At 53.1% G+C, this 14,128-nt stretch carries 11 protein-coding genes; 6 read left to right on the top strand and 5 right to left on the bottom strand.

The features are described from left to right. Window positions 1–38: 38 nt before the first annotated feature. The 3 genes from NSU01_RS28675 to NSU01_RS28685 form a co-directional block, all read right to left on the bottom strand. Entirely contained in the window at window positions 39–902 is an 864-nt protein-coding gene (locus tag NSU01_RS28675) for a phosphate ABC transporter substrate-binding protein (RefSeq protein WP_039296622.1), read from the bottom strand. Window positions 903–976: 74 nt separating this feature from the next. After that, window positions 977–2,395, bottom strand: coding sequence for a PD40 domain-containing protein (locus NSU01_RS28680; protein ID WP_144026218.1), 1,419 nt, complete (start codon window positions 2,393–2,395; stop codon window positions 977–979). 161 nt (window positions 2,396–2,556) lie between these two features. After that, window positions 2,557–3,003 carry a hypothetical protein gene (locus NSU01_RS28685; RefSeq protein ID WP_042139677.1) on the bottom strand — a complete coding sequence of 149 codons (447 nt, stop codon included), beginning with the start codon at window positions 3,001–3,003 and terminating at the stop codon, window positions 2,557–2,559. Between the two features lie 428 nt (window positions 3,004–3,431). Between NSU01_RS28685 and NSU01_RS28690 the strand changes: the two genes are divergently transcribed. The 5 genes from NSU01_RS28690 to NSU01_RS28710 all read left to right on the top strand — a co-directional run bounded on the left by NSU01_RS28690 (window position 3,432) and on the right by NSU01_RS28710 (window position 10,897). After that, entirely contained in the window at window positions 3,432–4,163 is a 732-nt protein-coding gene (locus NSU01_RS28690) for an ABC transporter ATP-binding protein (protein WP_076248576.1), read from the top strand. After that, complete coding sequence (locus tag NSU01_RS28695) at window positions 4,160–5,197, top strand: ABC transporter permease (protein ID WP_076248574.1); 1,038 nt, start codon at window positions 4,160–4,162, stop codon at window positions 5,195–5,197. The genes NSU01_RS28690 and NSU01_RS28695 overlap by 4 nt, the downstream gene beginning before the upstream one ends. 66 nt (window positions 5,198–5,263) lie before the next feature. Continuing rightward, a complete protein-coding gene (locus NSU01_RS28700; RefSeq protein WP_042139680.1) occupies window positions 5,264–5,950 on the top strand; it encodes a TetR/AcrR family transcriptional regulator in 687 nt (228 codons plus the stop codon). Between the two features lie 828 nt (window positions 5,951–6,778). Next, complete coding sequence (locus NSU01_RS28705) at window positions 6,779–10,129, top strand: DEAD/DEAH box helicase (RefSeq protein ID WP_256704048.1); 3,351 nt, start codon at window positions 6,779–6,781, stop codon at window positions 10,127–10,129. Window positions 10,130–10,315: 186 nt separating this feature from the next. Next, window positions 10,316–10,897 (top strand): thioredoxin family protein, encoded by a 582-nt coding sequence (locus NSU01_RS28710; RefSeq protein ID WP_076248570.1) that lies wholly within the window; start codon window positions 10,316–10,318, stop codon window positions 10,895–10,897. A 514-nt stretch (window positions 10,898–11,411) separates the two neighbouring features. Here the strand turns inward: NSU01_RS28710 and NSU01_RS28715 are convergent. Next, window positions 11,412–13,058 (bottom strand): exosporium glycoprotein BclB-related protein, encoded by a 1,647-nt coding sequence (locus NSU01_RS28715; protein WP_339302364.1) that lies wholly within the window; start codon window positions 13,056–13,058, stop codon window positions 11,412–11,414. Window positions 13,059–13,098: 40 nt separating this feature from the next. Further along, window positions 13,099–13,458, bottom strand: a complete 360-nt coding sequence (locus NSU01_RS28720; RefSeq protein ID WP_042139685.1) for a hypothetical protein — start codon at window positions 13,456–13,458, stop codon at window positions 13,099–13,101. Between the two features lie 230 nt (window positions 13,459–13,688). On the opposite strand from NSU01_RS28720, the gene NSU01_RS28725 reads away from it, so the two are divergent. Continuing rightward, window positions 13,689–13,994 carry a hypothetical protein gene (locus tag NSU01_RS28725; protein ID WP_039310734.1) on the top strand — a complete coding sequence of 102 codons (306 nt, stop codon included), beginning with the start codon at window positions 13,689–13,691 and terminating at the stop codon, window positions 13,992–13,994. Window positions 13,995–14,128: the final 134 nt, after the last annotated feature.

Consider the following 14,128-nt stretch of genomic DNA (forward strand, 5'->3'; position numbering starts at 1 on the left):
GTTACCTATCAGTCTGTTACCTTGTACTATGGTTGATCCTAGGATTGCATGGCGGCAATCGGAATGAATTTAAGCTTTTTGAGCGAACCCTGCTGGAACTTCTTGCTCTGCACGTATTCGATGAATTCTTTGGTAGCGCCGGTAGGCTGGCCTTTGGTCATGTAGTAGCCGTAAGCCCAAATCTTGTATGAGCCGTTGATAACATTGTCCGTAGTCGCTTCCACACCGTTGAACTTCACGGCTTTGATGTCACTGCCGGTCACGTAGACAAGGTCGATGTATCCGATAGCGTTAGGAGTAGTGCCCACAGCTGTTTTCATGTCGCCGCTGGAGCCGGTTTCCTTGTAGTTCTTCTCTTTCTTCACAATATCTCCGCCGGCAAGTGCCTTCGCCTGATAGTTGACACGGGTACCGGAACCGAAGGCACGGGTGATAACCACGATGTTGGCATCAGCTCCGCCGACTTCTTTCCAGTTCGTGATTTTGCCGGAGTAGATTCCTTTAAGCTGTTCTGTAGTCAAGTTGTCTACACCGACGTTTTTGTTCACGATGGTTGCAAAAGGAATGACCGCTACCTTGTTCGCTACCTGTCCTTCAAAAGCTTTGAAGCCCGGAACATCGATGCTGGCATCCCAGTCGCAGGCGCCGATATCCGCAATGCCTTTCTTCACGGCTTGAGGTCCGGTTACGGAGCCTTTGCCTGAAGCGGCGATTTTCACTTTAGGGTGAAGCTTCTGGAATTCTTTGGCGGCCTGCAGCGTCAATGGAAGCAGTGCGGTCGAACCGTTAACGGTGATTTTACCCTTGAGACTGTCCGCAGCAGCGGCAACCCCTGCAAAAGCTGCGGTAACCGCGATAACCGCGGTGAGCGCTGTAACTGTTAATTTCCGGAAAACCTTCATGTATAATTTCTCCTCCCGGCGGCCAGCGCCGATATATGTTGTTGTGAATCAGTGAAGCTCAGTATTAGTCAGTATTAATTGGACAGCTGCACTGCTTTGCCGTTCTGAATTACAAGGATTTTGCCGTCGCTGACAATGGCCACCTTGCTGCCGTCATTCGAGACAGACACCTCGGACACATCTTCTGCCGTGCGGAATAATTCAACCGGTGCCGCGCCGCCTGCAATAGAGTAGATTACAGTGCTGCCATCTGCGCTCAAGCCTGCAACCACCAGACCTGTACTTGTTCCGGCAGACCAGTTGGCTTCAGCACTCAAGGTGATATCTGTGCTGGTGCCGTCAGCTGTAATCGACTTCAGGGTGTTGGCGGCAGTGCCCTCCGGATCTGCACTCAGGTACACTACGCTGCCGTTAGCAAGGATCTCAGGGTACAGCTTGTTGTCGAGCGCAGTAGTCAGGGCTGCCGGCTTCGCGCCTTTGGTGGCCAGATCCAGCTTGTACAGCTGTTCTCCGGCTTTGCTGAAGTCTACAGTCAGTGAATCTTCTGTACTGTCGGCATCATTCTTGGCTGTGCCTGTTACATTGACAATGTACACGGCAGTTTTGCCGTCCGCCGATACGCGAAGCTCCGATTTATTCTCCACTTTATCCTCAAGCAGCGCTTTGACCTCTCCGGTCTCTACAGAAATCTGCGCCAGCTTCTCCTGCTTGTCGCCTTGAATGAAATAGATTGTCTTGCCGTCGCTGGACCATACGAGGTCCGTCTTCACGCTGGTGTCTTTGCCAAGGGTAGTGATCACTCCGCTGGACAGGTTGATCAGCTGCAGAAGGCCTGTCTCATTGCTGAACACACCCCACTGCTGGTCCGCAGAAACTGCATAATCCACAGCACTGCTGTTGGAAGAGAACCATTCATAATTGCCGGGCACCTGGCTGAATTTATAGAGCAGTGTGGATTCAGCGTCGCTTTGGCTGGCGATCAGGCCGCCGTCCGCACTCCAGTGAAGGGTATCGAATTGGCCGGTCGGCCGGGCGAAGCTCAGGATACTGCTGGTTTCAGCCTGCAGTTCACCGCCAAGTGCGGTAACCAGCTTCGTGAGTTCAACATAGGTTTTGCTGTTATGAACGACAGGTGCTACTGTAAATTCCTGTGCTTCACCATCAACCTGATAGCTTTTTACACCCGCCTGAATCTGTACATTATGTAGGCCCTTGCTGTCATTTAATAGAAATCCGCTGCTGCCGAGCACAAGTCCTGCTCCAAGCTCCCCTGCCACCTGGCTTAACGAATAGAGTTTATATCCACCGCTGTTGATTGTGCTGAGTGCAACCGGCGTACCATTGATACTCCATGTAGTACTTCCCTCCCCGACTGCGGCTGTCTTGACGGCGGCGGCGCTCACACTGCTGCTTGTAGCCAAAACACTTACTGATCCCCCTGTTACGAGAAGTGCTGAAGCCAAAGCTGCGCCGATCCATTTACTGTTTGTCAATTAGATTCACCCTTTTCCTATAGGTAACTGCTAATGTTATTTTCATCTACGAATGTCAATTCTGTTGCAGAGGAATGTTATGGAAATATTAATTGTAAAAGTAAATACAAAAAGGCCAGCCCAGGAATGAATCCCGGGCCGGCCTTACCGTAAAAGTTATGTTAATTCAGTATCCACGTCACAATAATCTCATTACCGCCGGGCTTCGAGTCCGAACTGCTGCCGATAATAGAATACGAATAAGAACCGCTCACCTTGCCATTAATTAGAATGTTGTTGCTGTCGACAATCTCTGTGCCGCGTTCCAGGTCCTTGTCTCTTACATATTTCTGATATGTACTTCCGAGAGCGGCCATACTTTCCTCTGTCTCATAGATCAGCATAGAGGATTTCTTCCCCTCTGCCACCTCACCTTGGGTAAAAGTAATGCCCGCGCCTTCCGGTATCGGCAGATCGTCAGGCAAATACTGCTGCGCGTCCGCATTCTCTTCCGCCAGGGTATGAAAAGCTCCGCTGTCCGCTTCTGCTCCGTCTGTACTGCTGCAGCCGCTAAGTCCGGCCGCTGCCAGAAGCACTCCCAGAGTAAGGAGCAGCTTATGTCCTGCCATGATTCGCACCACCTTCTAATGTAATGGGTTCCGGTTGCCGGCAATCTCCAGTATTCTCCTTATTACCCTGATAACCGGTATAAGGAAACGGGTAATCCATAAAATTTAATATGTTTGTTGCGCCGGCAAGCGGAAACGGCTCCTCGTCCTTAATACATCGTGCATGTGCTCTGCGGGAGCCTGACGAAGCTTCTCATAATCTGTCCGCCAGTCTGGCGGACAGATTATGAGAAGCTATTTCGGGTAAAACATGCAGATTCCCGGGTTAATCGGACTCAGATTCCTTTATTTGTCCGCAATAGCGGAGATCAATAGAGCACCAGATATATATTTTTGTGTACTTGGAAAAGAGATTTACTTTTACCAAGAGAATCATTATTATAATGAGTGAGTACTCACTCATTATGCGGAGAATTGAGGAGATCACAATGAAACAAGCCAACCCAGTGATTACAGTAACTCATGTTGACCGTGCTTTCGGCAGCAAGAAGGTATTGAAGGATATTACGCTACAGGTGGAGCATGCGGAAACCTTCGGGATTCTGGGCCCGTCCGGCTCCGGCAAAACCACGCTGGTCAAGCTGCTCACGGGCATAGACGAAGTTACCTCCGGCGAGATTAATGTGCTCGGGGTACGGATGCCGAAGCTTGCCATGCTGCAGCAGATCGGCTATATGGCCCAGTCCGATGCGCTATACACGGAACTGAGCGCCAAGGAGAATCTGGAGTTCTTCGCTTCCCTCTACGGTCTGAAGGGCGGCAACCGCACACGGCGGATCAGAGATGTAATGGAGCTGGTGAACCTGCAGGAGCATTTGCGTAAAAGAGTAGACCAATACTCCGGTGGCATGAAACGCCGCCTGTCACTGGCCATCGCGCTGCTGCATGAGCCGCCGCTGCTGCTGCTGGATGAACCTACGGTCGGGATTGATCCGGTGCTGCGCCAGTCGATCTGGAAGGAACTTAAGGCGTTGAACCGTAAAGGCACCACGATTGTACTCACCACACATGTTATGGATGAAGCGGAGAAATGCAGCCGGCTGGCTATGATCCGGGATGGCGTTCTGCTCGCAGTAGACACTCCCGCCGGACTGCTGCAGGCAACCGGCTCCGCTACTATTGAAGAAGCCTTCCTGTATTATGGAGGTGTACGCTCATGAGAATTCGTGCGATTACCCTGAGAATTCTGCAGCAATTCATCCATGATAAAAGAACTATGGCGCTGATGTTCATCGCGCCCCTGCTGGTGCTCAGCCTGATGAGCCTGGTCTTTAACGGTGATGCTTATGAGCCGAAGATCGGTGTAGCCCCCGGTGCTGCAGTGTTCAGCACCGCGCTGGAAGCCCAGAAGGCTGAAATTACCGGCTATGATAATGATGAATCCGGCAACGCCGCCCTTCAGGCCGGGGACATTGATGCTTATATTACAATGAAAGGAACCACTCCTGAGATCATGCTGGAAGGCAGCAACCCGGCCGCTAACCGTGCCGTAATGATGGCCCTGCAGGAAGCTATGCAGAGCCTGCAGCCGTCAGCGGCAGGCAGTGTACAGAATCAGCCGCAGATCAGCTATCTCTACGGCGCCGAGGATATGAAGACTATCGACCGTTTCGGCCCGATTATGATCGGGGTATTTGTATTCTTTTTCGTCTTCCTGATCGCGGGTGTCTCCTTCCTGCGCGAGCGGACCACGGGAACACTGGAACGCCTGCTCTCCACTCCGCTGAAGCGCTGGGAGATCGTGCTTGGATATGTCTGCGGCTTCGGTATCTTCACCGTCTTTCAGGCGCTGCTGATCTCCTGGTTCTCAATCCAGGTGCTTGGCATTATGATGGCCGGCAGCTTCGGCTACGTTCTGCTGATGACCTTGCTGCTCTCGATGTCGGCGCTGACGCTGGGCACCCTGCTCTCGGCATTTGCCGCCAATGAGCTCCAGATGATCCAGTTCATTCCCCTGGTCATTGTGCCGCAGATTTTCCTGAGCGGACTATTTCCGCTCGATACCCTTCCGCTCTGGCTGCAGCGCGTAGGACTGGCAACCCCCATCTACTACGGCGCCCAGGCGCTGATGGATATCATGATCCGCGGCAAAGGCTGGAATGATATCGCCCTTGATGTATTCATGCTGATCGGCTTCTCCCTGCTGTTCATGCTGCTGAATGTGCTGGCCTTGCGCAAGCACCGCAAAATGTAACTTCGAATTAGCGGTATAGGCTGTGGTACACTTGGAGGTAAGAGCAAGAGAGTTGGAGGGTCCATCATGGAGAAAGACAATGCTGCTGAGCAGCAGGGGCAGGAGCAGTGGATTCAAGAGCTGCTGGCCCTCAGTGAAAAGGAACAAATGACTCCCAAGCAGATATCCATTCTGCAGGCGGCCATTGATACATTCTCGGAGAAGGGGTTCTCGGCAGCGGCCACCAGTGAGATCGCCCAGAAGGCAGGCGTGGCTGAAGGAACGATTTTCCGCTACTACAAAACCAAAAAAGATCTGCTGCTGGCCATCGTAGTCCCCACCATGAGCCGGATGATCGCTCCGTTTGTGATGCGTAATTTCAGCGGTGTGCTGGATGTATCCTTTGAGAGCTATGAAGCCTTCCTTAAGGCATTTATGGTGAACCGGCTCGATTTCGCCCGTAAGAATCTCAAAATTATCAGAATCCTTATCCAGGAGATCCCCTTCCAGCCCGCGCTCAGAGAACAGCTGGTCGAGAATATTCTCAGCCAGGTGCTGGAGCGTGTCACTGTAATTACGGAGCATTTCAAGGAGCAGGGCCAGATTATGGATGCTCCTACTCCTGCGATCATCCGCTTCACCATTTCTTCGGTCATCGGCTATCTGCTGGCCCGCCTGCTGCTGATGCCGGACCATGACTGGAATGACGAGGAAGAAATTGAGCAGACCGTCAGCTTCATCATGCACGGAATTGGCGGGGCAAGGACACTGTAGGCGGCTGGATGGGACATTGCTGGAGCAGCTACGCCATTTCGGGACAGTCTGAGCCGGTCTGGGAGCACATCGTGCTGGCCAGGCTGGCTTTTACTTGGTTGGCTGCTGCTAGTTCTACTGGTTCAACAATGCAACAATTGATGTAATCAGTTCCTCCAAGTGGAAATTCAGTGATAGTTGTATACTATGCAATTAAAAACAGCGAAAAACGTTGCTTGTCTCTTATAACTGTAGTCTGTACAACTAAATCTGCCGAATTGGTGATAACCAGTCTACATAAGGCAGTTTAAGTGTACGAAATACAACTAAACGGAGAATCGCCTGTAAATCAGATGATTTAGTTGTACAATGTACAATTAAGCATACGCATAAGCCATAATCAGGTCACTTCAAACCCTCAGCAAGCGATTTACCCATGTGATTTTCACTACTTTAAATCTGACGCTATACTAGTTCTGCCGCTTCTACTCCCTCACTTATACCTTGCGAACTTCTGCTTCTCTGCTATTCTTGCTCATGCACCTGCCCGGTTCTATTTGCCACCTTACTACTTCTTGTACACAATTTACACATAAATAACTGTAATGGGGTCCGCAGGCGCGGTGAATGATGTTGTCCGGGCAAATAGAGCACCCCAGTCCGCTGCTATCCATCAAGATAACTCCCGCATTGCTTAATTCTTCAGGACAGAGCAGACAGAACTGCTCTCAGCATAAACCCTTTTGAAGGCGTACGCCTGTTCTGTTATTATGGGTACTATAACGATTGTCGAACGGGACAAACCAGGCTTTGGCTTGGGAGCCATTTAGCCATCAGGAATAGAAGGAAGTGAGGATTACATTGGGTTTCCAGGTACCGGAACGGGTAATCAAGCTGCTGTGCGGCAGAGCCGCTTTTGATCAGGGGGTAACTTATTATCACGCTCATAAGGTTGATCTTATCTATACAGAGCACAACGATGAAGGGGAATATTCGAAATACCGCGCTGCGGTTCATGGTCTGGAAAGCCATGAAGTAGTGCTGACCATAGATAGTGACGGTGATGTTAACGGGGAGTGTACCTGCCCGGCCTACTACCGCGGCGGACCTTTCTGCAAACATATTGCAGCTGCACTGGTTAGTGTCCTTTATCTCGGCAAAGATATGGACATGGGCCAGACTCCCGATCCGGATGGGCAAGAGCCGGAGGCGTTCACGGGAGAGACCGGTATACTTACACCCCGCCATTCCGGCTCTGCCGGAGACGGATACACCGGGCGCAGTGGGGACCGGCAGCTGGTGAGCAGCATGCTCGGGATGTTCACCGGAGTGCGGCAGCGGCCGAGCGGAGCCGGAGCTTATATGGATCTGCGGACACCGCTTCAGGTAGAGTTCATCTGCAAGCCTTTCTCTTACAGCTTCGGCAGCACAATGCTGGGCATAGAACTGAAAGTAGGCCCTAAGCGCCTCTATATCGTGCCCAAAATCCGGGGGTTTCTGGAACGTGTTCACCGGGGTGAGCCTTTTGAATTCTCCAGACATTTCAGTTATGATCCCGCCCTGCACAGCTTCTCGAAGGAAGATAATGAGGTGCTCGTGAAGCTGATTGAAATCATGCTGAATGAAAAAATATACCGCAGCAGCATCAGCCCTTACGCTCCGCATACCGGCACTTCGGGAAATGAACGGCTGCTGGCTGTTCCTCCCTTCTTCTGGGAGAGCCTGCTGCCGGCACTCTTGGCTGTACCTGCAGCCCGTCTGCAGCACGGCCAGGTCCTGCACGAACGTCTATCTCTCTCCGCTGAGGCACTCCCGCTGAGCTTCCAGTTCGATCAGGCGCAAGGAGAGGGGTACCGGCTGGATGTCCAGGGGCTTCAGCAGCTTACGATTCTGGAAGATTACGGGCTTGTCTTGTCTGAGGGCAAGCTGCTGAAGCTGCCGGTGCAGGAATGCGGGCGTCTCGCTGAGCTGAAAAAGCTGCTGAACCCCTCTCGGCAGGACGGAATTGCCATTGCCCCGGAGCAGATGGAGCCATTCATGGAGGGCGTCATTCCCGGACTCAAAAAATTGGGCCAGGTATTCATTGCCGATGCCATCGCGGACAGAATCGTTCAGGCGCAGCTTCACGCCAGACTCTATCTCGACCGGGTCAGAGACCGGCTGCTCGCCGGGCTTGAATTCCAATATGGCGGGATTGTCATTAACCCGCTGGATGAGAAGGCGCATGAGCGGAGCAATGAAGTGATTCTGATGCGGGACGGGGAGGCCGAACGGCGGATTCTCGACCTGATGGCCCATGAGTCCTTCGCACGGACGGAGAGCGGATATATCATGCGGGATGAGGACGGGGAATTCGATTTTCTCCACCATACCATTCCGCTGCTGGAGCCGCTGCTTCAGGTCTATGCCACTACTGCGGTCAAGGAAAGAGTACTTACGGAGCATGCCATGCCCAAGGTCAGCCTGAGCTGGAATGAGAAGACCGACTGGCTGGACTTCAAGTTCAGCATGGATGGTATTCCGGAGAAGGACATCGTGCTGGTGCTGAAATCCCTGCAGGAGAAGCGTAAGTATTACCGGCTGCCGGATGGTGCGCTGCTCCCGCTGGAAACTGCAGAATTCCTGGAAATTATCGCCCTGATGAATGAGCTTGGCGTTCAGAACGGGGACTTCAATCATGCAGAGTTCTCCCTGCCGCTGGTGCGGGGTCTTCGCCTGCATGCGGATACCGGCAAAGGCGATTCCGTCCAGATCGGCCGGTCGTTCCGGCGGCTGCTGGCCAATATGGCGAGTCCCGAGAATCTGGACTTCCCGGTGCCGGAGAGTCTGGCCCCTGTACTCCGCGACTATCAGCAGTACGGCTTCCAGTGGATGAAGACGCTGGCCCACTACCGCTTCGGCGGCATTCTGGCGGATGATATGGGTCTCGGCAAAACGCTGCAGAGTATCGCCTTCCTGCTCTCCGAGCTTGATGATATCCGTCAGGGCGGAGTCCCTGCGCTCATTGTCACCCCGGCCTCGCTGCTCTACAACTGGCATAATGAGCTGAAGCGTTTCGCCCCGGACATCAAGGCAGCCATTGCCGACGGCAGTGCGGACGAACGCAACCGGACGCTGCGGAATTCAGCCGGCCATGATGTCATCATTACCTCTTATCCGCTGCTGCGCAGAGATGCCGTGGAATACGCCAAGCGGTCTTTCCATACCCTCATCCTGGATGAAGCGCAGATGATTAAGAACCATGAGACGCAGACTGCCCAGGCAGTTAAGCTTCTGCAAGCCCGGTACCGCTTCGCGCTTACGGGAACGCCGGTGGAGAATGCGCTCGAGGATCTGTGGTCAATCTTCGGCGTGGTATTTCCCGGGCTGTTCCCCGGCAAGAAGGCCTTCCATGACCTTCCCCGGGAGACTGTGGCAAAGCGTATCCGCCCCTTCCTGCTGCGCCGCCTCAAAAGCGATGTCCTGAAGGAGCTGCCGGACAAAATTGAATCACTGCAGGCCTCTGAGCTGCTGCCGGAGCAGAAAAGGCTCTACGTCGCTTATTTGGCCAGACTGCGCAAGGAAGCGCTCAAGCATCTGGACAGCGACAGCTTCGGCAACGGCCGGATCAAAGTCCTCGCCGGTCTCACCCGGCTGCGCCAGCTGTGCTGCCACCCCTCGCTGTTCGTGGACGGGTACACTGGAGGATCGGGCAAATTCGAACAGCTGCTGGAGATTATCGACGAATGCCGCAGCTCCGGCAAACGGATGCTGATCTTCTCACAGTTCACGCAAATGCTGGGGATGATCGGGCGCGAACTGGCCCTGCTGGGTGTGCCGCACTTCTATCTGGACGGACAAACACCGGCTTCCCAGCGTACCCAGCTGTGCACCCGTTTCAATGAAGGGGAACGTGATCTATTCCTGATCTCGCTGAAGGCGGGCGGCACCGGCCTTAATCTGACCGGAGCCGACACGGTCATTCTCTACGATCTGTGGTGGAATCCGGCTGTCGAGCAGCAGGCTGCTGACCGCGCCCACCGGATCGGACAGAAGAAGGTCGTGCAGGTCATCCGCCTGGTTGCGCAGGGAACCGTAGAAGACAAGATGTACGAGCTGCAGCAGAAGAAGAAGAATCTGATTGATGAAGTAATTCAGCCGGGACAGGAAGCCCTGTCCAGCCTGAGCGAGCAGGACATCCGCGAGATACTCGCGATATGACAACGGCAGGCTTGCAATAGAATAGCTTTCTGCGCCAAATCTCACGACTTCTGTTGTATAAAGTACAATCATGCTGAAGATCTCCTGTGATGCTTGGGGAATGAAGGTAATCTTGCTCAGTTTGGAAGCGTTTGGCAAGTCCGGTATAAAGGGAAGGCTTGTATCTTATTCAGGAGGTGCTTGTAAATGAGCTTTACGTTGGCGCTTGGAGACTCAGCCCCTGACTTCGCCCTGAAGACGACGGACGGACAGACTTATTCCCTGGAGCAATTCGCGTCCGCCAGCTTCCTGGTTGTTTTTTTCACCTGCAATCATTGCCCGTTTGTAGTCGGTTCCGATGAGCTTACCCGTGAGGCAGCGGAGAAATTCCGCGATCAGGGTGTCCAATTCGTTGGCATCAATGCCAACAGTGAAACCACGCATCCCGATGATTCGTTCGAGCATATGGTTGCCCGGATGGAGGAGCATAAGTTCCCTTGGACTTATCTGCGTGACGATACGCAAGAGACCGCCCGGGCCTATGGCGCACTGCGCACGCCCCACTTCTATATCTTCGATGAAGCCCGCAAGCTGGTCTACACCGGACGCGGCGTTGATAATCCGCGCGAGACCGGCAAGCTGACCGTCAACAATCTGGATAACGCCCTGACAGAGCTGGTATCCGGGCAACCGGTCAGTGAACCCCTGACCAACCCGATCGGCTGCAATGTGAAATGGGACGGCCAGGATGCCCACTGGATGCCGGCTGAGGCTTGCGATCTGGTGTAACACGGCTGGCTATATAAACCACACTTATGACAACAACCTAACCAGCTTACTGGTTAATCGCGGCGGGACGAGAGGAATTTGTTAATTCCTTACACACAATTCATTGCCGGCAGAATGTAGGCTTCTTAGTACGCACGAAGGCATAAATGTTGTACGTTTTGCAACTCTGATCCCTAGATACCTGGGTGTGCGGGAGGATTGTTGTATGAAATACAACAATAGCTTCGTTGATCGGCCTGGAACGAGGGAATTGCTGCCTTTTGTACAACAATTATAGATTTAGGGCGTGTTAATGGGGGGGAATGTTGTATTCTGTGCAGGATTTTAATAAAGTTACCTGATCTGTGCCACCAACAACGGATGAAATCAGCCCCCCCTACTTCAACATTAGCTATACAGAAGTACAAATATACAACTACAATTGAGTGCTCTATGTAAATAAAACAGGGACGCTCCTGAGCCTATAGGCTTGGGAGCATCCCTGTTTTATTTCTTTTGGCTTGCAGCGCCGGGTTTAGACAATTGTAACTCCACCGCTGGCATAACCGGCAACCGTTGTCGCTACATCAATTCCGGCTGATACCGTTGCCGAGAAGACCATCAGCAAACGAGTGCCGGCAGTTACCGGTATACTAAGCCCGGTAGTCAGACCGCTGCTGATCGTACCGAGGGAAAGAACTCCTGTCAATGGCGGAGCTAAAGTTACTGTGGCGCCCGGTACTGCCGTGAAGCTATTATTGGGTGTAGTCGATTGGAATAATCTCGCAGTTATGGTTACGGTTGAACCCACTAAGCTAAGTCCCGCAGTCGTACTGAAATAGCCTGCCAGTGAGGTAATGGTGCCTGCACGCGGTACTGAGAAGGCAAAGTTGAGTAAGGTTCCAGCCGCACCTGTCAAATCAATGATCCCGCCTGTAACACTAACACCTGCAGAGCTGCTGCCAAAACCTACAAGACTGGACGTATTCAAGAGTCCGCCGAGTACCGTTGTCAAAGATACTGGAAGGCCGGAAGCATACGGAATGATTGCCCCTGAACCCGTTGCCCCTGTCGCGCCAATAACACCGGTAACCCCAGCTGTGCCTGTCGCTCCAGTAACCCCAGTCGCTCCAGCTGTGCCTGTCGCACCGGTAACCCCAGTCGCTCCAGCTGTGCCTGTCGCACCCGTAACCCCGGTCGCTCCGGCTGTGCCTGTCGCACCCGTAACCCCGGTCGCTCCGGCTGTGCCTGTCGCGCCGGTAACCCCAGTCGCTCCAGCTGTGCCTGTCGCGCCGGTAACCCCAGTCGCTCCAGCTGTGCCTGTTGCGCCGGTAACCCCAGTCGCTCCGGCTGTGCCTGTCGCACCCATAACCCCGGTCGCTCCAGCTGTGCCTGTCGCGCCGGTAACCCCAGTCGCTCCAGCTGTGCCTGTCGCACCCGTAACCCCAGTCGCTCCAGCTGTGCCTGTCGCTCCAGTAACCCCAGTCGCTCCAGCTGTGCCTGTCGCTCCAGTAACCCCAGTCGCTCCGGCTGTGCCTGTCGCGCCGGTAACCCCAGTCGCTCCAGCTGTGCCTGTCGCGCCGGTAACCCCAGTCGCTCCGGCTGTGCCTGTCGCGCCGGTAACCCCAGTCGCTCCAGCTGTGCCTGTCGCGCCGGTAACCCCAGTCGCTCCGCCGCCAGAACCCGTCGCTCCCGTAGCGCCTTGAGCCCCGGTGGCACCTGTTGCTCCTGCTGCACCTGTGGCACCGGTAGCTCCGCCACCCGAACCTGTCGCTCCTGTGGCGCCTTGAGCTCCGGTGGCACCCGTTGCTCCGGTAATACCGAAGATTTCGCCCAGCAGTTCTGCAGAAACCAGACGGTGCGCGGTTACCAGTGCCCCGGTGCTGCTCTTACCCCAGAGCGAAATCTGGACCGGATCATTCACAGTGGCAGGTGTTAAGAAAGTAAACTCTAAACCATCCAGATCAGCAAAGTAGGTAGTGGTTATCGATTGATTCGGAGCAACATCGATCGCCTCGCTGACATACAGGTTTCTGATGCTGCCACTCAAATAGTATCCCTGAACCGATACTGTGGAGGCAGTGATATCACTGCGGTTATCAATTCTGACTGTAACCTGGGTAGTTGGTCTCACACCGCCAACCATATTATTTTCTATCGGTCCCGTGGATAAAAAACTCATCGTTTCAGCACTCCTTTTCCTAGTAGAATTGGATGAATCTCTATACTTCGGAGCTTAATTTCTCATGTGTAACAATGCGATGGGCATTCACCAGCTGGCCGGTAGAAGACTTGCCCCATACTGAAATCCCGATCTCCTCCCCGGTTGCTTCTCCGATCGTAAAAATAAATTCGAACGCATCCAAATCGGCAAAGTAATCCCTGGTTACCACTTCATTCGGAGCAATATTAATAACCTCACTTACATACAATATTCTTGTCGCTCCCAGCAAGTAGCCCTGAATACTGACTGAAGAGCCTACCATGCCATCACGCTTCACCAGCTTTACTGTAACAGTCTGCGTAGGTCTTATTCCCGAAACGGCATTGTTCTCGATAGGTCCTGTTGATAAAATCGGCATCCCGTCTCATCCCTCCTTCCATATCTAGCATTTACGGCGTGAAACTCAGTTACTAGCGACGGTTGATCTTTAATCGCACAATATAATAATATTCTGGCGTCCTCCGGTCGGTGTGGACATAAGACAGGTTTCATTCACCAATATCTGCGGGGGCGCATATCTTTTAATTAAGGAGAGACCGCCCTTGCTGCCGCTTTCCTGCAGAATGACCAACGGAAGAAGGGAGTCCCATGCCCCCTCCTGGAAAAGGAAAGAGACCTGCCGCCAAAAAACCACCAGCCAGCTCCAAAACACAAACTCCAAAAGGGCTTGAGTTCGCCGTGGCTGCCCTTCTTTTGACCGGCAAGCTGAAAGTAGACTCCATCCAGATGTACACGGACGCATCCATGTTCGTCAGTCTGGTAGGCAAATATAAAACCTTAAGTGATCTGAGCAACGACAACGTCGATAAGCTGGTCAGCTTCCTTGATGACAACAGCAGTCTCACCCTGAACGAGATTATGACCGCTTTGAAAAAGAAAGCCGAAAACTCCTGACCACCTAATTAGAAAGTGAAAGTGAGGCGCGGGGATATGGACAGTTTTGACGGGGAGGGTTTCGCCGGTGGTCTGCTGCTGGTGATTGTAATTGCCCTGCTGATTTATGGTTCTACGGACATCAAGAATCTGAC

Source organism: Paenibacillus sp. FSL H8-0259 (assembly GCF_037963255.1).
In the GTDB taxonomy this organism is placed as follows: Bacteria; Bacillota; Bacilli; order Paenibacillales; family Paenibacillaceae; genus Paenibacillus_AQ; species Paenibacillus_AQ phytohabitans.

Bases quoted from the DNA above. Each gene is read 5' to 3' on its own strand.
- NSU01_RS28700 (WP_042139680.1), top strand. From the start codon at position 5,264: ATGGAGAAAGACAATGCTGCTGAGCAGCAGGGGCAGGAGCAGTGGATT.
- NSU01_RS28710 (WP_076248570.1), top strand. From the start codon at position 10,316: ATGAGCTTTACGTTGGCGCTTGGAGACTCAGCCCCTGACTTCGCCCTG.
- NSU01_RS28675 (WP_039296622.1), bottom strand. From the start codon at position 902: ATGAAGGTTTTCCGGAAATTAACAGTTACAGCGCTCACCGCGGTTATC.
- NSU01_RS28720 (WP_042139685.1), bottom strand. From the start codon at position 13,458: ATGCCGATTTTATCAACAGGACCTATCGAGAACAATGCCGTTTCGGGA.
- NSU01_RS28690 (WP_076248576.1), top strand. From the start codon at position 3,432: ATGAAACAAGCCAACCCAGTGATTACAGTAACTCATGTTGACCGTGCT.
- NSU01_RS28695 (WP_076248574.1), top strand. From the start codon at position 4,160: ATGAGAATTCGTGCGATTACCCTGAGAATTCTGCAGCAATTCATCCAT.
- NSU01_RS28725 (WP_039310734.1), top strand. From the start codon at position 13,689: ATGCCCCCTCCTGGAAAAGGAAAGAGACCTGCCGCCAAAAAACCACCA.
- NSU01_RS28715 (WP_339302364.1), bottom strand. From the start codon at position 13,058: ATGAGTTTTTTATCCACGGGACCGATAGAAAATAATATGGTTGGCGGT.
- NSU01_RS28685 (WP_042139677.1), bottom strand. From the start codon at position 3,003: ATGGCAGGACATAAGCTGCTCCTTACTCTGGGAGTGCTTCTGGCAGCG.